The 24,123-nt window shown below is 62.4% G+C and carries 23 protein-coding genes; 8 read left to right on the top strand and 15 right to left on the bottom strand.

The genetic code is table 11. The features are described from left to right. Positions 1–95 precede the first annotated feature (95 nt). From F8N66_RS10640 to F8N66_RS10630, 3 genes are all read right to left on the bottom strand, one after another. On the bottom strand, positions 96–563 hold the full coding sequence (locus F8N66_RS10640) for a glycine zipper domain-containing protein (RefSeq protein ID WP_412070727.1): 468 nt from the start codon (positions 561–563) through the stop codon (positions 96–98). Between the two features lie 74 nt (positions 564–637). Further along, positions 638–1,072 (bottom strand): DoxX family protein, encoded by a 435-nt coding sequence (locus tag F8N66_RS10635; protein ID WP_150770106.1) that lies wholly within the window; start codon positions 1,070–1,072, stop codon positions 638–640. 103 nt (positions 1,073–1,175) lie between these two features. Continuing rightward, on the bottom strand, positions 1,176–2,597 hold the full coding sequence (locus F8N66_RS10630) for a transglycosylase SLT domain-containing protein (RefSeq protein WP_150770105.1): 1,422 nt from the start codon (positions 2,595–2,597) through the stop codon (positions 1,176–1,178). Positions 2,598–2,844: 247 nt separating this feature from the next. Here F8N66_RS10630 and F8N66_RS10625 point away from each other — a divergent pair, with 247 nt between their 5' ends. The 3 genes from F8N66_RS10625 (at position 2,845) to F8N66_RS10610 (ending at position 5,914) form a co-directional block, all read left to right on the top strand. Further along, entirely contained in the window at positions 2,845–3,654 is an 810-nt protein-coding gene (locus tag F8N66_RS10625; RefSeq protein WP_150770104.1) for a TatD family hydrolase, read from the top strand. Positions 3,655–3,862: 208 nt separating this feature from the next. Next, the gene (locus F8N66_RS10615; RefSeq protein WP_150770102.1) at positions 3,863–5,344 is read left to right on the top strand and encodes a methyl-accepting chemotaxis protein; all 1,482 of its coding nucleotides are present in this window, start codon (positions 3,863–3,865) and stop codon (positions 5,342–5,344) included. A 204-nt stretch (positions 5,345–5,548) separates the two neighbouring features. Continuing rightward, entirely contained in the window at positions 5,549–5,914 is a 366-nt protein-coding gene (locus tag F8N66_RS10610; protein ID WP_150770101.1) for an Mpo1-like protein, read from the top strand. Here the strand turns inward: F8N66_RS10610 and F8N66_RS10605 are convergent, their stop codons facing one another. From F8N66_RS10605 to F8N66_RS10595, 3 genes are all read right to left on the bottom strand, one after another. Further along, complete coding sequence (locus F8N66_RS10605; RefSeq protein ID WP_150770100.1) at positions 5,915–6,712, bottom strand: acyl-CoA thioesterase; 798 nt, start codon at positions 6,710–6,712, stop codon at positions 5,915–5,917. It lies immediately after the preceding gene. A 234-nt stretch (positions 6,713–6,946) separates the two neighbouring features. Further along, positions 6,947–7,714 carry a CHAD domain-containing protein gene (locus F8N66_RS10600; RefSeq protein WP_150770099.1) on the bottom strand — a complete coding sequence of 256 codons (768 nt, stop codon included), beginning with the start codon at positions 7,712–7,714 and terminating at the stop codon, positions 6,947–6,949. Positions 7,715–7,760: 46 nt separating this feature from the next. Beyond that, positions 7,761–8,039 carry a hypothetical protein gene (locus F8N66_RS10595; protein WP_010461623.1) on the bottom strand — a complete coding sequence of 93 codons (279 nt, stop codon included), beginning with the start codon at positions 8,037–8,039 and terminating at the stop codon, positions 7,761–7,763. A 220-nt stretch (positions 8,040–8,259) separates the two neighbouring features. Between F8N66_RS10595 and F8N66_RS10590 the strand changes: the two genes are divergently transcribed. Continuing rightward, on the top strand, positions 8,260–9,300 hold the full coding sequence (locus tag F8N66_RS10590) for a patatin-like phospholipase family protein (RefSeq protein ID WP_150770098.1): 1,041 nt from the start codon (positions 8,260–8,262) through the stop codon (positions 9,298–9,300). Positions 9,301–9,414: 114 nt separating this feature from the next. Here the strand turns inward: F8N66_RS10590 and F8N66_RS10585 are convergent, their stop codons facing one another. The 6 genes from F8N66_RS10585 to kdpF form a co-directional block, all read right to left on the bottom strand. Next, a complete protein-coding gene (locus F8N66_RS10585) occupies positions 9,415–10,113 on the bottom strand; it encodes a response regulator (RefSeq protein WP_150770097.1) in 699 nt (232 codons plus the stop codon). A 48-nt stretch (positions 10,114–10,161) separates the two neighbouring features. Beyond that, positions 10,162–12,813, bottom strand: coding sequence for a sensor histidine kinase (locus F8N66_RS10580; RefSeq protein ID WP_150770096.1), 2,652 nt, complete (start codon positions 12,811–12,813; stop codon positions 10,162–10,164). 131 nt (positions 12,814–12,944) lie between these two features. Further along, the gene (gene kdpC, locus F8N66_RS10575) at positions 12,945–13,490 is read right to left on the bottom strand and encodes a potassium-transporting ATPase subunit KdpC (protein WP_150770095.1); all 546 of its coding nucleotides are present in this window, start codon (positions 13,488–13,490) and stop codon (positions 12,945–12,947) included. 145 nt (positions 13,491–13,635) lie between these two features. Continuing rightward, positions 13,636–15,702 carry a potassium-transporting ATPase subunit KdpB gene (gene kdpB / locus F8N66_RS10570; protein WP_150770094.1) on the bottom strand — a complete coding sequence of 689 codons (2,067 nt, stop codon included), beginning with the start codon at positions 15,700–15,702 and terminating at the stop codon, positions 13,636–13,638. A gap of 10 nt (positions 15,703–15,712) precedes the next feature. Further along, the gene (gene kdpA / locus F8N66_RS10565) at positions 15,713–17,407 is read right to left on the bottom strand and encodes a potassium-transporting ATPase subunit KdpA (RefSeq protein WP_150770093.1); all 1,695 of its coding nucleotides are present in this window, start codon (positions 17,405–17,407) and stop codon (positions 15,713–15,715) included. An 8-nt stretch (positions 17,408–17,415) separates the two neighbouring features. Further along, positions 17,416–17,505: a K(+)-transporting ATPase subunit F gene (kdpF, locus tag F8N66_RS10560; RefSeq protein ID WP_007899818.1), complete on the bottom strand. Its 90-nt coding sequence runs from the start codon at positions 17,503–17,505 to the stop codon at positions 17,416–17,418. Between the two features lie 268 nt (positions 17,506–17,773). On the opposite strand from kdpF, the gene rfbD reads away from it, so the two are divergent. The 4 genes from rfbD (at position 17,774) to F8N66_RS10540 (ending at position 21,410) form a co-directional block, all read left to right on the top strand. Further along, a complete protein-coding gene (gene rfbD, locus F8N66_RS10555) occupies positions 17,774–18,643 on the top strand; it encodes a dTDP-4-dehydrorhamnose reductase (protein WP_150770092.1) in 870 nt (289 codons plus the stop codon). A gap of 190 nt (positions 18,644–18,833) precedes the next feature. Next, positions 18,834–20,198 carry an ethanolamine permease gene (gene eat, locus F8N66_RS10550; protein WP_150770091.1) on the top strand — a complete coding sequence of 455 codons (1,365 nt, stop codon included), beginning with the start codon at positions 18,834–18,836 and terminating at the stop codon, positions 20,196–20,198. Between the two features lie 227 nt (positions 20,199–20,425). Next, complete coding sequence (locus F8N66_RS10545; protein WP_150770090.1) at positions 20,426–20,593, top strand: DUF2897 family protein; 168 nt, start codon at positions 20,426–20,428, stop codon at positions 20,591–20,593. Between the two features lie 259 nt (positions 20,594–20,852). Beyond that, the gene (locus F8N66_RS10540) at positions 20,853–21,410 is read left to right on the top strand and encodes a TetR/AcrR family transcriptional regulator (RefSeq protein ID WP_150770089.1); all 558 of its coding nucleotides are present in this window, start codon (positions 20,853–20,855) and stop codon (positions 21,408–21,410) included. Here the strand turns inward: F8N66_RS10540 and fabF are convergent. The 3 genes from fabF to F8N66_RS10525 form a co-directional block, all read right to left on the bottom strand. Then, a complete protein-coding gene (fabF, locus tag F8N66_RS10535) occupies positions 21,407–22,681 on the bottom strand; it encodes a beta-ketoacyl-ACP synthase II (RefSeq protein WP_150770088.1) in 1,275 nt (424 codons plus the stop codon). The genes F8N66_RS10540 and fabF overlap by 4 nt on opposite strands. A 31-nt stretch (positions 22,682–22,712) precedes the next feature. After that, positions 22,713–23,507: an SDR family NAD(P)-dependent oxidoreductase gene (locus tag F8N66_RS10530; RefSeq protein ID WP_150770087.1), complete on the bottom strand. Its 795-nt coding sequence runs from the start codon at positions 23,505–23,507 to the stop codon at positions 22,713–22,715. A gap of 205 nt (positions 23,508–23,712) precedes the next feature. Further along, positions 23,713–24,048, bottom strand: a complete 336-nt coding sequence (locus F8N66_RS10525; RefSeq protein WP_150770086.1) for a ComEA family DNA-binding protein — start codon at positions 24,046–24,048, stop codon at positions 23,713–23,715. Positions 24,049–24,123 lie beyond the last annotated feature (75 nt).

Below are 24,123 nucleotides of genomic sequence, written 5' to 3'. Positions count from 1 at the left end.
GTTCGAGACGCCCTGCGATCAAACGTTCCGGCGTCCGACAGACGAAAACGAAAAACCCGGCGCGTGGCCGGGTTTGTGCTGTCGGCGGTGCCGACTCAGCGATGTTTGTTGCGGTGTTTGTGCTTGTGTTTGTGGCCGCCACCGGAATGGGAGTTGCCATTGTCAGTGCCCAGGTTGTTGCCGACCGCACCACCCGCCGCGCCGCCAAGACCCGCGCCAATGGTCGAACCGGTGGACCCGCCGAGGCTATTGCCGATCACCGAACCGCCCGCCGAGCCCAAGCCACCGCCCAACGCCGCTTCGGTTCGGCTGCCCTTGGGCGCGCCGACCGCGCTACCCGCCGCGCCACCGACACCGGCGCCAATCGCAGCGCCGGTACTGCCGCCCATTTGCCCGCCGACCACGTTGCCCAGTGCTCCGCCGAGCCCTCCGCCGACGGCGGCGGTGCCGTCACCGGCGGCCATCGCCAGCGGGGTGAGCAGGAGCCCGAAAATCAAGGCAGGCAGTACGAAGGGTGATGCCCGGTGACGTTTAACGTCCTTGCCTTTGGTTTTCGCTGTCATGGCGTGCCTCGCATTCTTCAAGGGGTTTGAAGCTTTGAGGCCGCGTGCAGGGAAACGTTCGCCAAACCTGTCGATCAACCCGCGATGGCACGGTCGGCGGACAGTTTGCCAGCGCCTTCGATCAGTACCGCGATGCTGCCACCGAGCAAGGCCAGGGCGAATTCATAACCGTTGTTGGCCATGAACAGACCGTTACTGATGTGCACCGAAAAGATTGCCACCAGGGAAAGGAAGGTCAGGCCCAGGGCCGCCGGGCGAACCAGCAGGCCAATGATCAATGCCAGGCCGGCGAAGAACTCGGTACCGCCCGCCAGCGTCGCCATCAGGTAGCCCGGTGCCAGGCCGATGCTTTCCATGTACTGCGCGGTGCCGGCCAGGCCGTAGCCACCGAATGCCCCGAAGAGTTTCTGCGAGCCGTGGGCAGCGAAGATGATGCCGACGAAAATTCGCAGAACAGTCAGGCCGTAGCCAGCGCGGGTAAACAGAACCTTGTTGATCAGTGTGCTCATGCTGTGTCATCCATTGTGAGTGTGTGTTGGTTGGTCGCCATACTAATCAGTAAACATAATATTAAAAGCCGAAATAATCGCTATAACACTTCAGATTATTCGATCATTTGCGAAGGGCGACCTTCTGCCCTTGGGGCTCCAACGACTCCCGCTCCCGATCGAACGCCAGGTAGTACTTGTTCACGCTATTAACATAGCTGACAGGTCCCATTCCCACCTGCTCCATGGCGATACGCTCGACCTGGAAAAACCACTGGTTGGGGTTCAAGCCCCGCCGCCGCGCCTCGGCGCGCATCCCCTGAACCCGTTCCGGCCCGATGTTGTAGGCCGCCAGCACAAACGCCATGCGCTCGCGCTCATTGAGCTTGGGGCTGGCGAAAAACTTGCGACGGATCATCGCCAGGTATTTGGCCCCGGCCTGCACATTGGCATCGAGTTCCTGAATATTGTTGACCCCCACGCGTTGCGCCGCCGCCGGCGTGATCTGCATCAGGCCGGTCGGAGCGCCACCGCTGCGCGCCTTGGGTTGCAGGGCCGACTCCTTGAATGCCAGCGCCGCCAGGTTCAGCCAGTCCATGCCCTGGGCATCCGCGTGTTTCTGCAGCACCGGCCGCAGCTTTTCCAGACGCTGGCGGTCGGCCTTGGCCAAGGGATAGTGCACTTGATAAAGGCGCCGATAGATCCGCAGGAAAGCCGCGTCCTGGTCCGATGGTTTTTTGTAGCCGGTGAGGAAGCGATCGATGCTGGCGCGCAGCATCGACGCATCACGGCGGACAAACCAATATTCCTCGCCCGGCTCACTGATCAGCACCTGCTTGTCGAAACGCAGTTTCGGCAGGATCTTGCCCCAGCGTTCGGCAATCGGCTGTTCGACGATGGTCAGGTGAAAAATCCCGCCCTGGACCATCTCCAGCACGTCCTCGACCGCCAGGCTCGGGTCGACCCACTCGATATTGATCGGCGGCAGTTTGTGCAGGGCGAGTTTCTGATTGATCTGGCTGACGGCATCCCCGGCGGCGCTCCCCGTGGGCAGGGCCAGGGTCTTGCCCGAGAGTTGTTCGAGGCGGGTGTAGCGGCGTTCGCCCTTGATCCCCACCAGCACCAGCGGGATGTTGCTGGCAATCGGCTCGCTGGTGCTGACCGCGTAGCCCGCTCGCAGGTCGAGCAATTCGCCGGGGGCCACCAGGTCGCCCTCCCCGCGCTGCAACGCGCCGAGCAGCTGATCCTTGGCCTTGGGGATGATCTTGAGGGTGATTTCCTGACCGTCACGGGCGTGGCCGTTGAGGTATTGCTCGAAGGCGCGCAAACGGTGGTATTCGACACCGATGGCCTGGCCCTGGACTTCGCCGGAGCTGTTGCGGCTCTGATTGACCAGCACGCGCAGCACTCGACTGCTGCGGATCTCCGTCAGGTCGCGCACCTTGGCCGCCGGTACGGCTTGCAGGGGCCCGGGCAGGCGTGCAACCGCCGACATCGGCAGCAGCAACGAACAACACAGCAGTAGCAAAACCGAGGGACGAATCATCCACTCTCCGGAAAGAATTCGGGCGACCACATGAGTTTTTTCATGCCATCCAAATGACTGAAACACAGCGCCTGGAGCGCTGAAAAAGTGCGAAAGACTGGCACAGTGATGGCACCTTGACCATCCTGCCCCGCACGCAGCCCAGGGGCGCGGCTCAGAAGACAGCTATAACTCGTTGTAGTTCTTGGTTTTTCTTCTAAATCTACAGCTCTGATATGCTTTCCGGCCTTGGGTCCGAGGTAGCACCATGCAACTCATCGATATCGGCGTCAACCTGACCAACCCCAGTTTTGCCGACAAACACCAGGCGGTACTCGACCGCGCCTATGCCGCCGGGGTCTGCCAGCTGGTGCTCACCGGCACCCATGTCGAGAGCAGCGAGCAGGCGCTGGAACTGTGTCGACAACTGGATGAAAGCGGGCAACGGCTGTTCGCCACCGCCGGCATCCACCCCCACGCGGCCAGCGACTGGAACGCCGACAGCGCCCGACAGCTGCGCGGTCTGCTGAAGGAATCAAGCGTCGTTGCCGTGGGTGAATGCGGCCTGGATTTCAACCGCGACTTCTCGCCGCGCCCGCAACAGGAAAAAGTCCTCGAAGAACATCTGGCGCTGGCGGTCGAGTTGCAGATGCCGGTGTTCCTGCATGAGCGCGATGCCAGTCAGCGTCTGCTGGAGATCCTGCGCGACTACCGCGATCAACTGCCGGCCGCCGTGGTGCATTGCTTCACCGGGGAAAAAAAGGCGTTGTTCAGCTACCTGGACATGGACTTGCACATCGGCATTACGGGCTGGATCTGCGACGAGCGCCGGGGCACCCATCTGCATCCGCTGGTGAAAGAGATCAAGCGCGGGCGCCTGATGCTCGAAAGCGATGCGCCGTACCTGCTGCCGCGCAGCCTGCGGCCCAAGCCGAAGAATGGGCGTAACGAACCGGCGTACCTGACTGAAGTGTTGCGCGAGGTGGCCTTGCATCGCGGGGAGTCCGAGGACGACCTGGCGGCGCACACCACGGCCTGTGCGCGGGCGTTTTACGGGTTGCCCACTCTTCCCGAGTAAACACAGATCCCATGTGGGAGCGGGCTTGCTCGCGAAGGCGTCGTGTCAGCCAACTTCGACGGTGAATGTTAAACCGCATTCGCGAGCAAGCCCGCTCCCACATTTGGAATGTGTTCGCTCATTGACCCATATCAACGCCCGAACACCTGAATAGCGGCACAATAATGGCACCTTGCCAAAACTGTTTCCGCTATCAGAGAAGACCTCCATGGGTGCCTGGCTTAGCAATATCTCGCTGAAGTACAAATTCTGGGCGGTGAATGCCGTCGCCTTCGTCACCACGCTGCTGCTGGTGCTGTATGCCGTGCAGCTCGAACAACAGGCCCGCCACCACGCCGCACAGGCATCGGCCCAGGCCCAGGCGCGTTTGCTTCAGGCCTGGCCCGCGGGACAGCCTTTGCCCAAGGCCGAGAACCTGCTGACGTTCAATCCTGGACAGCCGCCCCTGCTCAATGGGCAACCCCTGACAGGACCGGGCGGCGCCAACGGCTGGGTCGAACTCAACGACCTGCCGTTTTTTGGCGACAACCTGCTCATCGGCGCCGAGGTCTTCAGCCGCGCGGACGGTCAACGGATCGCCGTGATTGCCCATGGCCCGAGCCTGAGCCAGGTGTTCGGCGAGCGCTTCGTCAACTACGCGGTCGCGGTACTCATCCTGATGCTGGCGATGCTCGGCGCCTCGCAGTTGTTGATCCGCTTCCTGCTCAGCCAGCTCAACACCTTGAAAGACGTCATGCTGCACGTCGAGAAAACCGGTGACCTCTCGGCCCGCGTGCCCCTGGCGGGCAACGATGAAGTCGGGCAGATGGCCAACGCCTTCAACGCCATGCAGGCGGGCTATCAACGGGTGGTCAACACCGTCGCCAGCACCGCCCGCCAACTGGATGACGGCGCCGCGCGGCTGGCGTCGAGCATGAATGAAGTGCGCCACGGCATGCTGGGCCAGCAAAGCGAAACCGATCAGGCCGCCACGGCGATCAATGAAATGACCGCCACCGTCTACCACATCGCCCAGCACGCCGGCGCCACCCGCGACCTTTCGCAATCGGCCGATAGCCTGGCGGGCAGCGGGCAGGACGTAGTGTTGCGTGTACAGCGGTCGATTGCCGGGTTGTCCACCGGGGTGCAGCAGACCGCCGAGATGATTCAGCGCCTGGCCGAGGACAGCCAGAAGATCAATGGCGTGGTCAATGTGATCCACAGCATCGCCGAACAGACCAATCTGCTGGCGCTGAACGCGGCGATTGAAGCGGCGCGGGCCGGTGAAATGGGGCGCGGGTTTGCGGTGGTCGCCGATGAGGTGCGCAACCTGGCCAAGCGTGTGCAGGCCTCCACCGACGAAATCACTGTGATGGTCTCGGCGTTGCAGGCCGGAACCCGGGACGCGGTGGACTTCATGCAGGAGAGCTCGTTCAAGGCCGACGACTGCGTGCAACAGGCGCAAGAGGCCGGCGCGGCGCTGGCGCAGATCACCGGGGCGGTGGCGCAGATGCGCGAAAGCAATACCCAGATCGCGGTGGCGGCCGAGCAGCAGAGCCAGGTGGCGGAGGAAATGAACCGGGCAGTGGTGAGCATTCGCGATGTGACCGAGAACACGGTGCGGCAGACCGTCGGATCGGCGACCACCAGCCATGAGTTGGCGGTGTTGGCAGGGGAATTGAGCAAGGCCATCGGGCAGCTCAAGCTGTAAGGGCCTCTGCGCGAGCAAGCCCGCTCCCACAGCTGGAATGCATTCCAACTGTGGGAGCGGGCTTGCTCGCGAAGACGTCGGCTCAATCAACATCAACGCCGAACATGACCCCTATCGCTGCGATAGCCAACCTCGATTCGCCGCCCGCATTGTCCAGGCCTATTCTTCAAGCATGTGTTCAACATGGATTCGAGGATCAGCATCATGGGCAAACGTCACCCCAACCTCCCCGCCTGGCAATGGCGTGCCTACCCGAACAATCATCAGCACCCGACCAATCTGGTGCTGCACCTGATTGCCGTGCCGCTGTTTATCGTGGCGTTTCTGCTGATTGTTTCCGGGGTGTTCGGCCTGAATCTGGCGAACTTTGCCATCGGTGTCATCGGCGTGATTGCCGCGCTGGGTTTGCAACGTCACGGTCACAGCATGGAGGCGCAAGCCTCCGAGCCGTTCAGTGATCGCAAGGATGCGGTATCGCGCCTGCTGGTCGAGCAGTTCCTGACCTTTCCGCGATTTTTCCTCAGTGGTGGCTGGTGGCGCGCCTGGCGTGAGCGCCACCGTCGTCATTGATCAGGCAAAGACGGTCACCGTTTGCCGGCTCATGGCGATCAGCCGGCCTTCCTCGTCCCACAGCTTGGCGGCTGCGTGGCCATAGCCGTCGGCGGCGTGCTCGGTTTCGACGAGGTATTTGCACCAGTCCAGGGTGCTCAGTTCGAGCAATGGCTGAACGAATTCGATGGTCCAGGTCAGCGTGCTGCCCATGGCCGGTTTTTTCAGATACGGCATCACGGCCGGTGGCCAGGCGTCCACCAGCGCCAGGATGTGCGCCTCGCTGATCGCCTCTTCCTTCACATCGCCCCGCAAGCGCACCCAGCCGCCCATCTGCCGCGATGTGTTGCCGGAGAATGGCAACCCGCCGACACTCCAGCGCATTGACAGGTGCCGCATGAACTCCGGGATCACGCCTTCGATGAAGGGCAGTTCATGGCAGTCGTCCCAATGTTTCATCTCGGGAACCGGTTCCGCCCTCACCGCGACTTCCGAAGGGCGCGAGGCGCCGAAACTGCCCTGGATCAAGGTCACCACCTGGCCCTTCTGCACAGCCCGGCCGAGCACCTGGCTGACCGCCTTGCCTTCGCGCAGCACATCGACCTCGAAACTGACCGGCACTTCCGGTTCGACCGGGCCAACGAAGGTGATCGCCAGCGAGCGCACCGGACGATCCGCCGGCACTTTCGCGCGCATGGCCTCGTACTGCAAGGCAGCCACCAGGCCACCGAAGCTGGCGCGCCCTTGCGCCCATCCCGCCGGGATAGACAGCTCCAGCGGCTGGCGGCGCACGGCGTCGAGCAGATCAGAAAAGCGCATGGAAACCTCTGGGACAGAAAAAGATTGAAGGGATGTTAACCAGCCGTCGGAGGCTGTACAGGGCGTATTCCGGCCAAATGCACTGACAGATGAGCCGCACTGTATTCATGCCAAACACAAAACCCTGTGGGAGCGGGCTTGCTCGCGAAGAGGGCGTGTCAGTCGATAATGATGTTGGCTGGCACACCGCCTTCGCGAGCAAGCCCGCTCCCACATTTTTGATCTGTGGTGTTCTCAGGATTTGAAGCAGGCCTTGTCGAGTTTGTCGAGGACTCGGTCGGCGCGTTGTTCAGCCTCGGCCATGGTGGTTTTCCAGACGCCGACACAGGGCTGCAGATCCGCTTCCACTTCGGCCCTGGCCAGCCATTGCCAGCAATCGTGCCAGTCGCCCAAGGCGCCCTGGGCCGATTTCAGCCTGGGCACCGCCGCTTTCGGCAAACGGTCCAGCTCGGGATAGGCTTCGATGCCATAGCGCACACGCTTGATCAGCAAGCGCAAACGATGACGGTCATGGGCGGGATCGTGCAGGGCTTGGTCGAGTTTCTTCCACTGTTTGGCCAGGCGCTTTTCGATGTGCTTGCCCAGGCCCTTGAGCAACCCTTGACGCTGGGCCGCCCGTAAAAAGCGCGGAAAGGCGTCGAGGATCAGCAGCAACTGCGCAAGTTCGGTACTGGTCGCCACGGCCAGATAGGCTTGGGCCATCTGCGCCATGCGCCGTTGCGCGGCGTCGAGTTGGCCGTGCTGGAGCAGATACGCCGCCAGCACTTCACGATCACGCAGCGGCGTGGTCAGCTCGCCGACGCCGGAGGCCGCCGTTTCCAGCTGTTCCACGCCGGGCAAGCCGCGCAGCGGCCGGAGCAGGCTGCGCAACCGGCGCACCGTGGTACGCAGGTCGTGCAAGGCCTCCGGATCGGTGCGGGCACTCAAGCGTGCCTGACAGGCCAGCAAACGAACTTCCAGGCCCAGGACATGGGCCACCAACCGATCAACCAAGGCAGACATTGATTTCTCCCTGAATCGCACGCCCCAAATTGCCTTACATCATGCCTCAACGGCCCGCGCGCGACTCACGAATATAAAAACGTGCCTTCTCGGCTTTTTTGGTGCAGCCCTCGAAGCCTTCGAATTGCTGCTGGGTCTTGGCCGCGGTCAACAGCGACAGGGCCTTGGAGTAGCTGACGGTGCCGGCGAAACCCTCGGCCTTGGCCAGGTCCAGTTCATGCCACGCCGCGTCGAGGCCGCTGCCGCAACTGTCGCGATACGCGGTTTTACCGGCACAACCGGCGAGTGCCAGGGCAATCAATGGCACACAGATCCAGGCTTTCATCACTTACACCTCAACGATAGGAAACAGTCATGCAGGTAGGACGGTCCGGCGCGGGAAAAGTGCCGTCCATCGCCTGCGCAAGCTATCGCGCTGGCGAGAATAATCAAGTGCCGCCATAACATGTTGATAAAACGACGCACTCACTTCACTGAGCGACCTGGACGATTGAAGCGCGACCCTCGATGGGTGCATTGTTGAACCATTCATACGAGGGCGATTCATGAAAAAGCGTGTCGCACTGGTGTTGGGCTCGGGTGGAGCCCGGGGTTATGCCCATATTGGCGTCATCCAGGAAATCGAACGGCGCGGCTACGACATCGCCTGCATCGCCGGGTGCTCCATGGGAGCGGTGGTCGGCGGGATCTACGCCGCCGGCAAACTGGATGAATATCGCGACTGGATCGAAAGCCTGGATTACCTCGACGTGTTGCGCCTGGTGGACGTCAGTTTTCGCCTGGGCGCGATTCGCGGGGAAAAGGTGTTCGGGCAGATCCGCAAGATCGTCGGCGAGATCAACATCGAAGACCTGCGCATTCCCTACACGGCGGTGGCCACCGACCTGACCAACCAGCAGGAAATCTGGTTCCAGGAAGGTTGCCTGCACCAGGCCATGCGTGCCTCGGCGGCGATTCCCAGCCTGTTTACCCCGGTGATGCAGGGCAATCGCATGCTGGTGGACGGCGGCATTCTCAACCCGCTGCCGATCGTGCCGGTGGTGTCGAGCCATTGCGACCTGATCATCGCGGTCAATCTCAACTCCACCAACCAGCGTCACTATCAACTGCCGGTGATCCAGCGCCCCGCCGCGTTCAAGTCGCGCTTCAACAACTTGATCAATTCGCTCGGCTCAAAAATGCCGTTCCGGCGCACCCAGGCGGAACAACTGCTGCGACTGGAAAAGGAAGCGTTGCTGGCTGAGGCGGCGGAGATCAACCCCTGGGTGGAGTCCGCCGAACCCGAAGCCCAGCAACCGGCAGCCGCCCCGGAACGCGACGGCGCGCCGAAATCCGCCACCGGCTCGTTCATCATCGACAACGTCGGGCCGGCGTCCTTGCTGGACCTGATCAACCAGAGTTTCGAGGTGATGCAGACCTCGCTGGCGCAGTACAAGATTGCCGGGTATCCACCGGACATCCTGATCAACGTGCCGAAGCGGGTGTGCCGGTTTTTCGAGTTCTACAAGGCGCCGGAGTTGATCGCCCTGGGACGGGAGATTGCGCGCGATACGCTGGATCGGTATGAGAACGAGCGGGATGCCTGAGATTCCCCGCCGAATGTGAGGCCCTCTTCGCGAGCAAGCCCGCTCCCACATTGGAACGCGTTCAAAGGTGGGAGCGGGCTTGCTCGCGAAGGCATCTGATCAAACAACACCCAACTAAAGACCACCCTCACTCAACAACCGATACCCCACCCCCGCCTCGGTCACGATAAACCGTGGTCGCGTCGGATCATCCGCCAGTTTCTGGCGCAAATGCCCGACCACGATCCGCAGGTAGTGGCTGTCTTCGGTGTGGGTCGGGCCCCAGATGTCCTTGAGCAATTGCTGCTGGGTGATGACCCGTCCCGGATGCCGCGCCAGTTGCGCCAGCACCGCATATTCCTTGCGGGTCAGCGCCACTTCGCTGCCGTCGAGCAGCACCCGGCGATACGCCAGGTCCACCGTCAACGGCCCGAAGACCAGGGCCGCTTGCTGCGCCTCGCCCGCTGGCGCCTGGCGCAACAACGCGCGAATCCGCGCCAGGAACTCCTGGATACCGAACGGTTTGGTCACGTAGTCATTGGCGCCACCGTCCAGCGCTTCCACCTTCTGCCCTTCGCCGGCACGCACCGAGAGCACCAGCACCGGCACCGTCGACCACTCGCGAAACTCGCGCAGGACCTGTTGGCCGTCCATGTCCGGCAACCCGAGGTCGAGCACCAGCAGGTCCGGTTTGTTCAGCGCGGCCTGGGCCAGCCCTTCGCTGCCGGTGCCGGCCTCCAGCACTTTGTAGCCCTGGGAAGCGAGGCTGATGCGCAGGAATTTACGGATCTGCGGTTCGTCGTCGATGACCAGGATGGTCGCGGTCTGGCTCATGGATTCACATCAGGAAAGAGAATGGGCAAAAGAGTACCGCAAGCACGATCAGGCATCACCGTCGTACCCTGGCTGAGCCTGCAATGGCAGGTGCAAGGTGATGCAAGTGCCGCGCCCCTCGATACCGTCGGCAACGCTGATCCGCCCGCCATGGGCGCCGACCATGCCCTGACAGATCGCCAGCCCCAGCCCGGTGCCCTGCCCGCCGCGATCACCGCGCGCGGCGGTGTAGAACATGTCGAAAATCTTCGCCCGCTCCGCTTCCGGAATCCCCGGCCCTTCGTCGCTCACCGCGAAAAACAGCTCCGTGTCATCAGCCCCCGCACTCAGTTGCAGGCGCCCGTGGGGCGGCGAAAAGCGCGCGGCGTTTTCCAGCACATTGACCAGCGCCTGCTCGATCAGCGCGGCGTGGACGAACAGCAGCGGCAGTTCCGCCGGTACTGCGGTACTGACCTGCAACGGCGCCAGCACCGCGCGCAGGCGATTGAGCGCGCTACCGACGATGTCCGCCGGCGATACCCAGTCCCGCGCCAGCTTCAGCGCGCCGTGACCGAGGCGGGTCATGTCCAGCAGGTTCTGGATGTAGCGGTCCAGGCGCTCGGCTTCATCACGGGTGCCTTCGAGCAGTTCGCGGCGATCCTCCAGCGGGATCGCTTCGCCGAGGGCCAGCAGGCTGTCGATGCTGCCGCGCATGGAGGTCAGCGGCGTGCGCAAATCGTGGGACACCGAAGCCAGCAACGCACTGCGCAACTGCTCGGTTTCGCCATGCAGCCGCGCCGCTTCCAGGTCATCGACCAATTGCGCCCGGGCCAACGCCTGGGCCAGTGGCTGGCTCAACGCAGTCAACAGACGCCGACGCTGACCGCTCAAGGTCTGGCCTTCTTTCGCACACACGCCCAGCATCGCCAGCGGACCGTCCTCTACCGACAACGGCCACCACCACCAACGCCCGAACGGCAGGGTGCCGGTGCCCGCGCCCGCCGGTTGATCGTGTTGCCAGGCCCAATCGGCGGCCGCGCGTTCGGCTTCGGTGAATGCCAGCGGACCGCCGGTTTCGACTGTCCAGCCGCTCTGGCCATCGCGATTGAGCAGGCACAGCTGAAGGTCGCTCCAGCCCTCAAGGTGATGGGCGGCGGCATTGATCACGGCCTGGCGGTCAGTGGCGGCGGTCAGTTTGCGCGACAGGTCGAGCAGTTCGCTGGTTTCCTCCTGGGTGTCGCGCAGCGCCTGCAATTGCCGGCGCTGGCGCGCCGCGAGGTTGCCGGTGAGCGCTGCCATCAGCAGGAAGAACAGCAAGGTCAGCACGTCTTCCTCGCGCTGGATGCTGAAGGAAAAATTCGGCGGAATGAACAGAAAATCGTAGGTTAGAAACGACAGCGCGGCACAGGCCAGCGCCGGGCCGAGGCTGCTGCGCACCGCCACCAGCAGCACCGCCGCGAGGAATACCAAAGAGATGTTCGGCAAGGGCAAGACGCTCGCCACGGCCCAGGCCAGGGCACTGGCCAGCAGCGTCGCGACCAGCGCCAGCGCATAGTCGAACCACACCAGCGTCTGCTGCGGGCGTTGGCGTGGCGGGTCCTGTTCGTGATCGCTGTCGATGACGTTGATTTCCAGCCCCCGCGCATGGCGCAACAACCGCGCCGCCAAGCCGCCACCGAACAGTCGGCGGCGCAGTCGCTGCCGGGACTGCCCGACCAGCACCAGGCTGGCACGGCGTTCGGCGGCATGCTGGATCAAGGTTTTCGCCACCTCGCCGGCCCGCAGCAGCACCACTTCGCCGCCCAGGCGCTCGGCCAGTTGCTGGGCGCTTTGCAAGCGCAGGCGCGACTGCTCGTCGCGCACGCTGCCGTTGTCCACATGCACCAGGCTCCAGGGCAGATGCCGGCGCTGGGCGACGCGGCTGGCGTGACGCACCAGACGCTCGGCCTGGGCATCGCCATCGACACCGACCAGCAAGCGACCGCGCACCGCCGGTGCGGCCTGGCCGAGCTGACGATAACCCTGGGCCAGATCGTTATCGACCTGCGCCGCCGCGGTTTGCATCGCCAGCTCACGCAAGGCGGTGAGGTTGGTCTGGGAGAAATAGGCATCGATGGCCGCCCGCGCCTGCTCCGGCACATAGACCTTTCCATCACGCAGACGCTCCAGCAACTCGCGGGGGGGCAAGTCGATCAACATCAATTCGTAGGCTTCTTGCAGCACCCAGTCCGGCAGGGTTTCGCGGACCTGCACGCCGGTGATGCCGCGCACCTGATCGTTGAGACTTTCCAGGTGCTGGACGTTGACGGTGGTGTACACGTCGATGCCGGCCGCGAGCAATTCCTGGATGTCTTGCCAGCGTTTGGCGTGACGGCTGCCTGGGGCGTTGGTGTGGGCCAGTTCGTCCACCAGCACCAGTTTCGGTTTGGCGGCGAGGACACCGTCGAGGTCCATTTCCTCGAGGGTCACGCCACGGTATTCCGAGCGCACCAGCGGTAGCTGCGGCAAGCCGCCGAGCAAGGCCTCGGTCTCGGCGCGGCCGTGGGTTTCCACGACGCCGGCGATGAGTTTCACGCCTTGGCGAAGCTGGGTATGGGCTGCCTGGAGCATGGCGTAGGTCTTGCCGACGCCGGGCGCGGCGCCGAGAAAAACCTTGAGCCGGCCACGGCCATCACGGGGCAGGTCTGCTAACAGCGCGTCGGCGCGGCCGGAGTCGCTCATGTTCGGGGATCTCTTTTTTCAGATATTCACGTAGTGACTGTTCTGCCGTCATTCGCGAGCAAGCCCGCTCCCACATTTGAAATGCATTTCCCTGTGGGAGCGGGCTTGCTCGCGAAGGCGGCGCCACTGTTCTACAACGTCTCAAGCGCCATGTTCAGCGCCAGCACATTCACCACCGGCGGCCCCACCAACGGTTGCTCGATGTGCGCCTCCAGCAGGTTTTGCAGGGTCGCCACCGGCAGGTTGCGCGCTGCGGCGACACGCGCCAGTTGATAGGCAATCGCGGCCGGTGGCAAGTGTGGATCGAGGCCGCTGCCGGAGGTGGTGACCATGGCCAGCGGCACCGGTCCTTGCCCTGGCACCAGCAGTTTGTTGGCGTCGTCGATCACGCGCGTGGCCAGCGCCGGGTTGCTCGGCGACAGGTTGCTGGCGCCGCTCGACACGGTGGCAAAGGCACCGGCCGATGGCCGTGGGTGGAACCAGGCGTCGCCGACGAAATCCTGGGCGATCAGCGACGAGCCACGGACCTTGCCGTCGGCATCGCGCACCAGACTGCCATTGGCCTGGTCCGGGAACGCGACCTGGGCCACGCCGGTGACGACCAGGGGATAGGCGACGCCGGTGATCAGCGTCATCAGGACCAGCAGGCTCAAGGCCGGACGTATCATTGTGGGCATTTCAAAATCCTCGAATTCTCTAATTGACCTGTAGGAGCGAGCCCTGCTCGCGATGCAATTGAAAGCGCCGCGTTCAGTCAGGGAGGGCGCGTTATCGTTATCCACCATCGCGAGCAGAGCTCGCTCCTACAGGGGTGGGGGTCGTTTAAACCAGGTGCAACGCCGTCAACAGCATGTCGATCGCCTTGATGCCCACGAACGGCACCAGGATCCCGCCCAGCCCATAGATCAGCAGGTTGCGGCGCAGCAACGCTGCCGCGCTCGCGGCCTGCACCCGTACACCGCGCAGCGCCAGCGGAATCAGCACGACGATGATCAAGGCGTTGAACACGATCGCCGAGAGAATCGCGCTCTGCGGGCTACTCAGGTGCATGATGTTCAGCACGCCGAGTTGCGGGTAGATCGAGGCAAACAACGCCGGCAGGATCGCGAAGTACTTGGCCACGTCGTTGGCGATGGAAAACGTGGTCAGCGCGCCGCGGGTCACCAGCAATTCCTTGCCGATCTGCACCACGTCCAGCAGCTTGGTCGGGTCGCTGTCGAGGTCGACCATGTTGGCCGCCTCGCGCGCCGCCTGGGTGCCATCGTTCATCGCCATGCCGACGTCCGCCTGGGCCAGGGCCGGGGCGTCGTTGGCGCCGTCGCCGCACATGGCGACCAGGCGACCGTCGTTTTGCTCATGACGAATGCGCGCCAGTTTTTTCTCCGGCGTGGCCTCGGCCAACACGTCATCCACACCGGCTTCGGCGGCAATCGCCGCGGCGGTCAGCGGGTTGTCGCCGGTCACCATGACCGTGCGGATCCCCAGTTTGCGCAGCTCGGCGAAACGCTCGCGGATGCCGGGCTTGACCACGTCCTTGAGGTGGATCGCGCCCAGCAGTTTGCCGTCGGCGCACACCAGCAACGGCGTGCCGCCACTCTGGGCGATCTTGTCGATTTCCCGGGACAGCGGCGCGGCCAGATCGGCACGCTTGATGTCCACGAAAGCCAGCAGCGAATCCACCGCGCCCTTGCGGTACACGCGGCCCTGGTAGTCGACACCGGATAACCGGGTTTCGGCGCTGAACGGTACGGCGGTCAGCAACTCGGGGGCCGGCTCGGGTTGCGGTTGAGTGCCCCGCAGGTACTCGACGACGGATTTACCTTCCGCCGTGTCATCGGCCAGCGAGGCCAGCAAGGCGCCCTCGGCCAGCTCCCTGGCCGTCACGCCCGGCGCCGGTACCACGGCGGCGCAACGACGGTTACCGAAGGTGATGGTGCCGGTCTTGTCCAGCAGCAGGACGTGCACGTCCCCCGCCGCTTCCACGGCGCGGCCGGACTTGGCGATCACATTCAGGCGTACCAGGCGATCCATCCCGGCGATACCGATGGCCGACAGCAGACCGCCAATGGTGGTCGGGATCAGCGTGACCAATAACGCCACCAGGAACACCAGCGGCAGGCTGCCGTTAGCGAAGTGGGCGAACGGTTGCAGCGTGACCACCACCAGCAGGAAGATCAGGGTCAGGCCGATCAGCAGGATGTCGAGCGCCACTTCGTTGGGGGTTTTCTGCCGTTTGGCGCCTTCGACCAGGGCGATCATGCGGTCCAGCGTCGACTCGCCGGGGTTGGCGGTGATCTTCACCAGCAGCCAGTCGGACACCAGCCGGGTATTACCGGTGACGGCCGAACGGTCGCCCCCGGACTCACGAATCACCGGCGCCGATTCACCGGTGATCGCCGCTTCGTTGACCGCGGCGATGCCTTCGATCACTTCGCCGTCACCGGGGATCATTTCCCCGGCTTCGACGCGCACCACATCACCCTTGCGCAGGCTGGCGGCCGGCATCACCTGAAAGGTGCCGTTACTGGTTTTGCGGCGGGCGCTCAAGCCCTCGCTGCCGGCCTTGAGACTGTCGGCGCGGGCCTTGCCGCGACCTTCGGCCAGGGCCTCGGCAAAGTTGGCGAACAGCACGGTAAACCACAGCCATACCGCGATTTGCGCGGCGACGAAGGTGGGTACGGCGGTGTCCGGGACGAAGCAGAGGACGGTGGTCAGGATGGCAGTCAGTTCGACCACCAGCATCACTGGCGCACGCTGCAACTGCCGAGGGTCGAGCTTGACGAAGGCTTGCACCAGCGCCGGGCGCCAGAGGGCCGAAATCGCGGTTTTCGGCGCTTCGGCCGACTTGGCAGGCGACGCAGGTTTTGAAGCGGGAACATGCATATTCATGATGGATTCCTTAGAAGCCCATGCTCAAGTGTTCAGCAATCGGACCCAGTGCCAGCGTCGGCAAGAAGGTCAAACCACCCACCAGCAAAATGGTCACGGTCAGCAGCGTCACAAACAGCGGGCCATGGGTCGGGAAGCTGTTCTGGCCGATCGGCGCGGTTTTCTTCATCGCCAGGCTGCCCGCCAAAGCCAGCACCGGGAGGATGTAGCCGAAACGACCGATCAACATGCCCAGGCCCAGCATCAGGTTGTGGAACGGCGTGTTGGCGCTGAAACCACCGAACGCGGAGCCGTTGTTGGCACTGGCCGAGGTGTAGGCGTAGAGCAACTGACTGAAACCGTGGGGGCCGGGGTTGCTGACCGAGGCCACCGGCCCTGGCAGGCTGGCGGCAATCGCACCGAGCACCAGTACGCCCACCGGCATCACCAGCAAGGTCACCACCAGCAATTGCACTTCCCTGGCCTGCAGTTTCTTGCCGAGGTATTCCGGCGTGCGGCCAATCATCAGGCCGGCGAGGAACACCGCGATCAGCACGTTGAGCAACATGCCGTAGAGCCCGGCGCCGACGCCGCCGAAGATCACTTCGCCGACCATCATGTTGACCAGCGCCACCATGCCGCTGAGCGGGTTGAGGCTGTCGTGCATGCCGTTGACCGAACCGTTCGAGGCGGCCGTGGTGGTCACCGACCACAACACCGTGGCCGTGGTGCCGAAACGCGCTTCCTTGCCTTCCAGCGGCGCGGTCTGTTCGACGGCGACGTTGTTCAGGCTCGGGTTCGGTTGATATTCGGCCCACAACGAAGTGGCACCGCCGATCAGGAACAGCGCCAGCATGCAGGCGATGATGGCGCGGCTCTGGCGCAGGTCCTTCACGTAGTGGCCGAAGGTGAAGACCAGCGCGACGGGAATCAGGATGATCGACGCCATTTCGAACAGGTTGGACCAGGCTGTCGGGTTCTCGAACGGATGCGCCGAGTTGACGCCGAAGAAGCCACCGCCGTTGGTGCCCAGTTGCTTGATCGCGATCTGGCTGGCGGCCGGGCCCAGCGGAATCACCTGATCGACGCCCTGCATGGTCAGCGCATTCACGTATTGCGCGAAGGTCTGCGGCACGCCCTGCCACACCAGGTACAGCGCCAGCAACAGGCACAGCGGCAGCAGGCCGTAGAGGGTGGCGCGGGTCATGTCGACCCAGAAATTGCCCAGCGACTGGGTGGATTTGCGCCCGATGCCGCGACACAGAGCAACCAGCACAGCGAGGCCGGTGGCAGCGCTGACGAAGTTCTGCACGGTGAGGCCGACCATCTGGCTCAGATAGCTCAGGGACGCTTCGCCGCTGTAGGCCTGCCAGTTGGTGTTGGTCATGAAACTGATGGCGGTGTTGAACGCCAGCGTCCACTCCTGGCCTGGCAGATTCTGCGGGTTGAGCGGCAGATGGTCTTGGAACAACAGGATCGCGAACAGCAGCAGGAAACCCGCCAGGTTGAACGCCAGCAACGCCAGTGCGTACTTCTGCCAGCTCTGTTCGGCCTGGGGATCGACCCCGGCCAACCGGTAACATCCACGCTCCACCGGCCCGAGGACCGGCGTCAGCCAGGTGCGCTGGCCTTCCATGACCTTGTAGTAGAAGCGCCCGAGAAACGGCGCCGGGACCAATACCACCGCGAAAAACGCGAGGATCAGCCAATAGTCATAACTGTGCATAGCCGCTCCTAGTTCCGGTCCGCGCGCAACAGCGCAACCAACAGATAAATGAACAGCCCCACTGCCAACAGCAGTGACACCCCGTCCAGAACGCTCATGGAAGTTCTCCGTGTTACGGCGTATTGCCGCTTGTGGCGTTATTGTCGACAGGGAGGCTGTAAAGGAACGAGAGCGAGGGGTGTGGCGGGGCATAAAGAAAGCGTAAAGAGTGGGTTTACGCCGGGGTTACAGCGCTGTCTGGGCGGGCCGCGTCGCCGCGATTACCCCCAAAACCAAAAGTAGGCCAATAATTCATTGCACCCTACCCTTGCTGCCGACAAGCTATGACCATTCGCGTTAGCGACTGACTGAAAAAGGCTGGCCATCATGCGTATCCTCATCACCGGCCAGCATGGCCAGGTTTCCTGTGAGTTGCAGCATCGCCTGGGTCTGCTCGGCAAACTGATTGTTTGCGGTCGCGATCAGCTCGACTTGACGCAACCCGCGCAGATTCGCCAACAGGTTCGACACCTCCGTCCTGACCTGATCATCAATACCGCGGCCTACACCGCCGTCGATCTGGCTGAAAGCGAGCCTGAAACAGCCTTTGCCGTCAACGCGGTGGCCCCGTGTATTTTGGCCGAAGAGGCGCTGGCACTCGGTATCCCGCTGATTCACTACTCCACCGACTACGTGTTCGACGGCACCAAGACCGCGCCTTACAACGAAGATGACACCCCCAATCCGCTCGGTGTCTACGGCAAGAGCAAGCTGGCGGGCGAACGGGCCATTACCGATGTACAAGGCCAGCACCTGATCCTGCGCACCAGTTGGGTCTACTCCAATCATGGCCGCAATTTTCTGCTGACCATGCAGCGCCTGCTGCAAGAGAAACCCGAACTACGCGTTGTCGCCGACCAGATCGGGGCGCCCACCTGGGCAGGCACTCTCGCCAACAGCACGCTGGCCTTGATCGAGCGCTGGCAGTCGGGGGATGTGGCGGCCTGGGGTACCTATCACTTGACCGCCCAGGGTGAAACCTCCTGGTTTGGCTTCGCCCAGGCGATTGGCGATGCCCTGAGACAACAGGGCAAGCCTTGCGCAACCTTGCTGCCCATCCCGTCGAGCGAGTATCCGACCCCGGCCACCAGACCGCTCAACTCACGCCTGGATTGCCGCCGCCTGCTGCGTGACTGGGGCGTGGGGCAACCTGACTGGAAAAGCGCCTTGCGCGAATGCCTTGCCCGGCAAGCTTGAGATCGAAACCTGCTCGCGTAGACGGCATAACAGACGATAACGCCCAGAACTGGCGCACCTGTTGCCCACATCCACGGGCAAACATCCCCGATACGACAGCTTTTCGTGCTTTACGACCCGCAACTGCAAAATGGCACGCCCACTGCAATCGCCCTCCCCGAGCTTTACAAACCGTTCAGGGAGCAAGCGCATGAACACACAACTCAAACCCACGCTGGGCACGCTGCATCTGTGGGGTATTGCGGTCGGGCTGGTGATTTCCGGGGAGTATTTCGGCTGGAGTTATGGCTGGGGCGTGGCCGGGACGCTGGGCTTTCTGGTGACCTCCTTTATGGTCGCCACCATGTACACCTGTTTCATCTTCAGTTTCACCGAGCTGACCACCGCCATTCCCCATGCCGGCGGCCCTTTTGCCTACAGTCGCCGCGCCTTCGGCGAGAAGGGTGGACTGATCGCCGGGCTGGCGACGCTGATTGAGTTCGTCTTTGCGCCACCGGCCATTGCCCTGGCGATCGGCGCCTACCTCAACGTACAGTTTCCCGCCCTCGACCCGAAACACGCCGCGGTGGGCGCCTATATCCTGTTCATGGGCCTGAACATCCTCGGTGTGAAGCTGGCGGCGACCTTCGAACTGGTGGTCTGCGTGCTGGCGGTGGCAGAGCTGCTGGTGTTCATGGGGGTGGTTGCACCGGCCTTCAGCTTCAGCAATTTCGCCCTCAATGGCTGGGCCGGCTCGGATGTGTTCGGCGCACCGGCAATTGCCGGGATGTTTGCGGCGATTCCCTTTGCGATCTGGTTCTTCCTCGCCATCGAGGGCGCGGCCATGGCCGCCGAAGAAGCCAAGGACCCGAAACGCACGATTCCCAAGGCCTACATCAGCGGCATCCTGACGCTGGTGCTGCTGGCAATGGGGGTGATGTTCTTTGCCGGTGGCGTCGGCGACTGGCGCGCCCTGGCGAACATCAACGACCCGCTGCCGCAGGCGATGAAAACCGTGGTCGGCGAAAGCTCGGGCTGGTTGCACATGCTGGTGTGGATCGGTCTGTTCGGTTTGGTGGCGAGTTTCCACGGAATCATTCTCGGCTACTCGCGGCAGTTCTTCGCCCTCGCCCGTGCCGGCTACCTGCCGGCGTCCCTGGCCAAACTGTCGCGTTTCCAGACGCCGCACCGGGCGATCATCGCCGGCGGCGTGATCGGCATCGCCGCGATCTACAGCGACGGCCTGATCAATCTCGGCGGCATGACGCTGACCGCCGCGATGATCACCATGGCCGTGTTCGGTGCAATCGTGATGTACATCATGAGCATGCTCAGCCTGTTCAAACTGCGTAAAACCGAACCGAACCTTGAACGCACCTTCCGCGCGCCCTGCTATCCGCTGGTGCCCTTCATTGCATTGGTGCTGGCGGTGGTGTGCCTGGTCGCCATGGCCTGGTTCAACACGCTGATCGGGCTGATCTTCCTCGGCTTCATGGTCGTGGGTTTCGTGTACTTCGTACTCACCGCACAACTGCGTGCCGACGCACCGGCGGATGCGATGTTGACCGGGCTTTAAAACGCTATCTCCCGTAGGAACTGCCGCAGGCTGCGATCTCTTGGTCTTGATTTTTGAAGATCAAACGATTGCAGCCTGCGGCAGCTCCTATAAGAGGGTGCGCACTTCATGGGGTATTGAGCGGAACAGGCATAGAATGGAACCACTGCGAAAACACATCACTCAATAGTGGTAAGCACGATCGATTGGCGAAACCCGCCAATCGGCCTGCCTTCAAGGAGAACCCTATGCCCTGGTATGCCTGGTTGATTCTAATCGTCGCCATCGGCTCGATCGTTGGCGGCTTGATGATGTTGCGTGACACCGCCACCAAGGTCGATCTGACCGATGAACAACGCCGACGCGTGGCGGAGCGCAATGCGGAAGCGGACGCCAAGGATGCGCAGGACCGCTAGTTCAAAAGATCGCAGATCTTCAGCAGCGCCCTCAGGGAAACGCATAATCCTTGTAGGAGCTGCCGAAGGCTGCGATCTCTTTGCTCTTACTTGCGCCAGGTCAGTTCAGCAATTGTCAGCAACTTCGTAGTCACTATTCGTGCCAGTACTTGCAGGCTTTCAGACCAGATCGACGCATCTGCATGCTTTTTAGAAGTAGAAGTACAGTCACCATTTAATTTTCATTGGTTAATATGGCGCATTGATGTGGAGATATCAGATGCGTTATTCGCAGGACCATAAAGCCCAGACTCACCAACGCATCATCAAGGAAGCTTCAGAGCGCTTTCGCCGTGACGGTATCGGCGCGACCGGTTTGCAACCCCTGATGAAAGCGCTGGGCTTGACTCACGGTGGCTTTTATTCGCACTTCAAGTCCAAGGACGAATTGGTGGAAAAAGCGCTACAGGCCGCCGGCGACCAGGTGGACGGATTGTGTGCGCAAATCTTCGCCGAGGATCACCCCCTCGAAGCCTTCATCGATACCTACCTGTCTGAATGGCACAAGACTTCGCCCCACGAGGGTTGCCCATTGCTGACCATTTCTTCGGAGCTGGGTTTGCGTGGACAACCGAGCCCGACCAGCGACGTTGTGCTCAAGGCCCGACTCGACCAGATCGAGAGCACCCTTGAAGGTGAAAACACTGATGAGCGCAGCATTGTCATCATGGCAGCACTGGTCGGGGCCCTGCTGTTATCGCGCAGCGTCGCCGACGTCGAGTTCGCCCAACGGATCCTCGACGTCGCGCGCAAACATCTCAAGCACTCCCGGGACTAACCCTGCCAGCGCTTGAACAGCACGCTGGCATTGACCCCGCCGAACCCGAAGCCATTGGACAACGCGTACTCGATGACCATCGGCCTGGCCTGACCATGGACGATGTCCACGCCTTCGGCCGCAGGATCGGGATTCTCGAAGTTGAGCGTCGCCGGTACGACCTGATCGCGGATCGCCAACAGCGTAAAGATCGCTTCGAGCCCGCCTGCCGCACCGAGCAAATGACCGGTCGCTGACTTGGTGGACGTCACCGCGATGCCGTTTTTCGCACCGAACAAGGCCTTGATCGCCGCCAGTTCTCCAAGATCGCCAACGGGTGTCGAGGTGGCGTGGGCATTCAGGTGCTGGACCTGCTCCGGGGCTACTCCCGCCTGAGCCAACGCCAGCGACATCGCCCGGCGTGCACCGCTGCCGTCCTCGGGTCCTGCGGTCAGGTGATAGGCATCAGCGCTGGTGCCGTAACCGACCAGTTCCGCCAGTGGCGTGGCGCCACGGGCCAAGGCATGTTCCAGGGATTCGATCACCAACAGACCGGCACCTTCGCCCATGACAAAACCATCACGCCCCCTGTCGAACGGACGTGAAGCAAGCCCCGGGCTGTCGTTGTACGCACTGGACAATGCACGAGCGGCAGCAAACCCGGCGAGGCTGACCCGATCGATCGCCGCCTCCGCGCCGCCACAGACCGCGATATCCGCTTCGCCGGAACGAATCAGCCGCGCCGCGTCGCCAATCGCCTGAACCCCGGCGGCACACGCCGTCACGGGTGCGCCCAGCGGACCTTTGAATCCGTGCTGGATCGACACATGCCCGGCTGCCAGATTGACCAGAAACGAAGGGATGGTGAAAGACGACAAGCGCCGTGGCCCGCGGCTGTCCGTGGTGCGCACCGCATCGGCAATCGCACCGAAACCACCCACGCCGGAACCGATAATAGTGGCCGTGCGCTCCTGGCTATCGGCGGTCTGTGCTTGCCAACCGGCCTGCTCCAGCGCCTGACGCGCCGCTTCCATGGCGAACAGAATGAAGCGGTCCATCTTCTTCTGTTCTTTAGGTGGCGTTGCACGGTCCGGGTCGAACCCCGCCTCGGCATCATCCACCAGGGTCGGTACCGCACCACCGACTTTGGCCGGCAAATCGGCAACCACTTCTTCCGGCAAATTGCGCAACCCGGAACGTCCGGCCAACAGACGCTTCCACACCACTTCCACACCGCTTCCCAAAGGAGAAACCAGGCCCATGCCCGTTACAACCACTCGACGATCACTCATACCGCAATACCTCGTGCAGATCCTTCACGCATTATTTGTAACGCGCGGCGGCTTTGCTTTTGGACAGGTTGGGGGCCAGTACGTGACGTGCCGCGACGAAGGCATCCCAGTCGGCCGCCTCCGGCAGCGACGGAATGGTGACCAACTCGCCCTGGTCCAGACCCGATAGCGCCGCGTCGACCATCTCACCCGCCTCCATGACCATCTCGGCCGGAATCTGTGAGGCGTCTATACCCGAGCGCTCCCAGATTTCGGTACGTGTCACGCCTGGCAAGACAGCCTGGACCTTCACTCCGGTGCCATCGAGTTCGGCATTCAATGATTGGGTCAGGCTCAACACATAAGCCTTGCTGGCGCTATAGGTGGCGTTGAAGCGCTCGGGGAACAACGCCACCACCGATGCAATGTTGATGATCGTTCCGCGTCCCGCCTTGGCAAAACTCGCCGCTGCCGCCGATGCCAAACGTGTGACCGCCGTGACGTTCAACTGAATCATTTTTTCGAGCTGATCGGTATCGGCATTGGCCAACAAGCCATCCGCCGCAACGCCGGCGTTGTTCAGCAGCAAGCTGATACTCGAATCACTGCGCAACCGTTGCTCAAGCTTGAGCACATCATCCTTTTGCGTCAGGTCCGCCTTCAGCACCTCGACCTGAACGCCAAACTCAGCGCGCAACTTGCCTGCGGCCTCATCCAGCCGCTGCTGATCACGAGCAACCAACAACAGATCAAAACCACGCGACGCCAGGCGTTGCGCATAAATCGCCCCAATACCGGAAGAAGCACCGGTGACGAGGGCCGTACCTTGGGACTGGGCAAAATTCATGACAGTGCTCCTGTGGGATGCTCAAGGAAATGCCAAGCGCCTGGATTCAAGGCGCCGTAAGGAAACCTGATTTATTATAGGCATAATCTAATCTGCATATGATAGGCATAATTTTCAGCCCGGCGACAGATGGCGATCACCGATACGTGCGCCGGAATGAAAAAAGGCCGGTCAATGACCGGCCCCTTGGCGTTGAATAATCAGCTTAGTTCACTTCCAGCTTCTCACGGTTGCGATCCAGAATCGCTTTGCCGATCCCCTTCACTTCCAGCAGTTCGTCCACCGATGCAAACGGTCCGTTCATATCACGATACGCAACAATCGCATTGGCCTTCGCCTCGCCTACACCGGACAGCTCACGCAGCAAAGTGGGTACATCAGCCACGTTGAGATCGATCTTGCCGTTTTGGGACTTGGGAGAAACTTCTTGCATCAAGGGTGCGTTGCCAGCCTCTGGCTTGACCACAGGAGCCGCGTGAGCGGCCATTGAGACAGTCGTGAGAAAGGCAAAAACCAAAGAGTAAAAAAAGCCAGTACGCATAGTTGAAGCTCCATGACATCGATTGAGGAAGCAGCTTTTCCAAAGCTGCCTCCCAAACTTAGGCGATGTCCGGAG

The sequence above is a fragment of the Pseudomonas fluorescens genome, assembly GCF_902498195.1.
GTDB classification, from domain to species: domain Bacteria; phylum Pseudomonadota; class Gammaproteobacteria; order Pseudomonadales; family Pseudomonadaceae; genus Aquipseudomonas; species Aquipseudomonas fluorescens_BU.
This window is presented reverse-complemented; position numbering and strand designations above follow the sequence as displayed.

Bases quoted from the DNA above. Each gene is read 5' to 3' on its own strand.
- F8N66_RS10615 (WP_150770102.1), top strand. From the start codon at position 3,863: ATGGGTGCCTGGCTTAGCAATATCTCGCTGAAGTACAAATTCTGGGCG.
- rfbD (WP_150770092.1), top strand. From the start codon at position 17,774: ATGCGTATCCTCATCACCGGCCAGCATGGCCAGGTTTCCTGTGAGTTG.
- F8N66_RS10640 (WP_412070727.1), bottom strand. From the start codon at position 563: ATGACAGCGAAAACCAAAGGCAAGGACGTTAAACGTCACCGGGCATCA.
- F8N66_RS10585 (WP_150770097.1), bottom strand. From the start codon at position 10,113: ATGAGCCAGACCGCGACCATCCTGGTCATCGACGACGAACCGCAGATC.
- F8N66_RS10605 (WP_150770100.1), bottom strand. From the start codon at position 6,712: ATGCGCTTTTCTGATCTGCTCGACGCCGTGCGCCGCCAGCCGCTGGAG.
- kdpB (WP_150770094.1), bottom strand. From the start codon at position 15,702: ATGAATATGCATGTTCCCGCTTCAAAACCTGCGTCGCCTGCCAAGTCG.
- F8N66_RS10545 (WP_150770090.1), top strand. From the start codon at position 20,426: ATGCCCTGGTATGCCTGGTTGATTCTAATCGTCGCCATCGGCTCGATC.
- F8N66_RS10525 (WP_150770086.1), bottom strand. From the start codon at position 24,048: ATGCGTACTGGCTTTTTTTACTCTTTGGTTTTTGCCTTTCTCACGACT.
- eat (WP_150770091.1), top strand. From the start codon at position 18,834: ATGAACACACAACTCAAACCCACGCTGGGCACGCTGCATCTGTGGGGT.
- F8N66_RS10580 (WP_150770096.1), bottom strand. From the start codon at position 12,813: ATGAGCGACTCCGGCCGCGCCGACGCGCTGTTAGCAGACCTGCCCCGT.
- F8N66_RS10530 (WP_150770087.1), bottom strand. From the start codon at position 23,507: ATGAATTTTGCCCAGTCCCAAGGTACGGCCCTCGTCACCGGTGCTTCT.
- F8N66_RS10595 (WP_010461623.1), bottom strand. From the start codon at position 8,039: ATGAAAGCCTGGATCTGTGTGCCATTGATTGCCCTGGCACTCGCCGGT.
- F8N66_RS10610 (WP_150770101.1), top strand. From the start codon at position 5,549: ATGGGCAAACGTCACCCCAACCTCCCCGCCTGGCAATGGCGTGCCTAC.
- F8N66_RS10600 (WP_150770099.1), bottom strand. From the start codon at position 7,714: ATGTCTGCCTTGGTTGATCGGTTGGTGGCCCATGTCCTGGGCCTGGAA.
- kdpA (WP_150770093.1), bottom strand. From the start codon at position 17,407: ATGCACAGTTATGACTATTGGCTGATCCTCGCGTTTTTCGCGGTGGTA.
- F8N66_RS10630 (WP_150770105.1), bottom strand. From the start codon at position 2,597: ATGATTCGTCCCTCGGTTTTGCTACTGCTGTGTTGTTCGTTGCTGCTG.
- F8N66_RS10635 (WP_150770106.1), bottom strand. From the start codon at position 1,072: ATGAGCACACTGATCAACAAGGTTCTGTTTACCCGCGCTGGCTACGGC.
- F8N66_RS10540 (WP_150770089.1), top strand. From the start codon at position 20,853: ATGCGTTATTCGCAGGACCATAAAGCCCAGACTCACCAACGCATCATC.
- kdpF (WP_007899818.1), bottom strand. From the start codon at position 17,505: ATGAGCGTTCTGGACGGGGTGTCACTGCTGTTGGCAGTGGGGCTGTTC.
- F8N66_RS10590 (WP_150770098.1), top strand. From the start codon at position 8,260: ATGAAAAAGCGTGTCGCACTGGTGTTGGGCTCGGGTGGAGCCCGGGGT.
- kdpC (WP_150770095.1), bottom strand. From the start codon at position 13,490: ATGCCCACAATGATACGTCCGGCCTTGAGCCTGCTGGTCCTGATGACG.
- F8N66_RS10625 (WP_150770104.1), top strand. From the start codon at position 2,845: ATGCAACTCATCGATATCGGCGTCAACCTGACCAACCCCAGTTTTGCC.
- fabF (WP_150770088.1), bottom strand. From the start codon at position 22,681: ATGAGTGATCGTCGAGTGGTTGTAACGGGCATGGGCCTGGTTTCTCCT.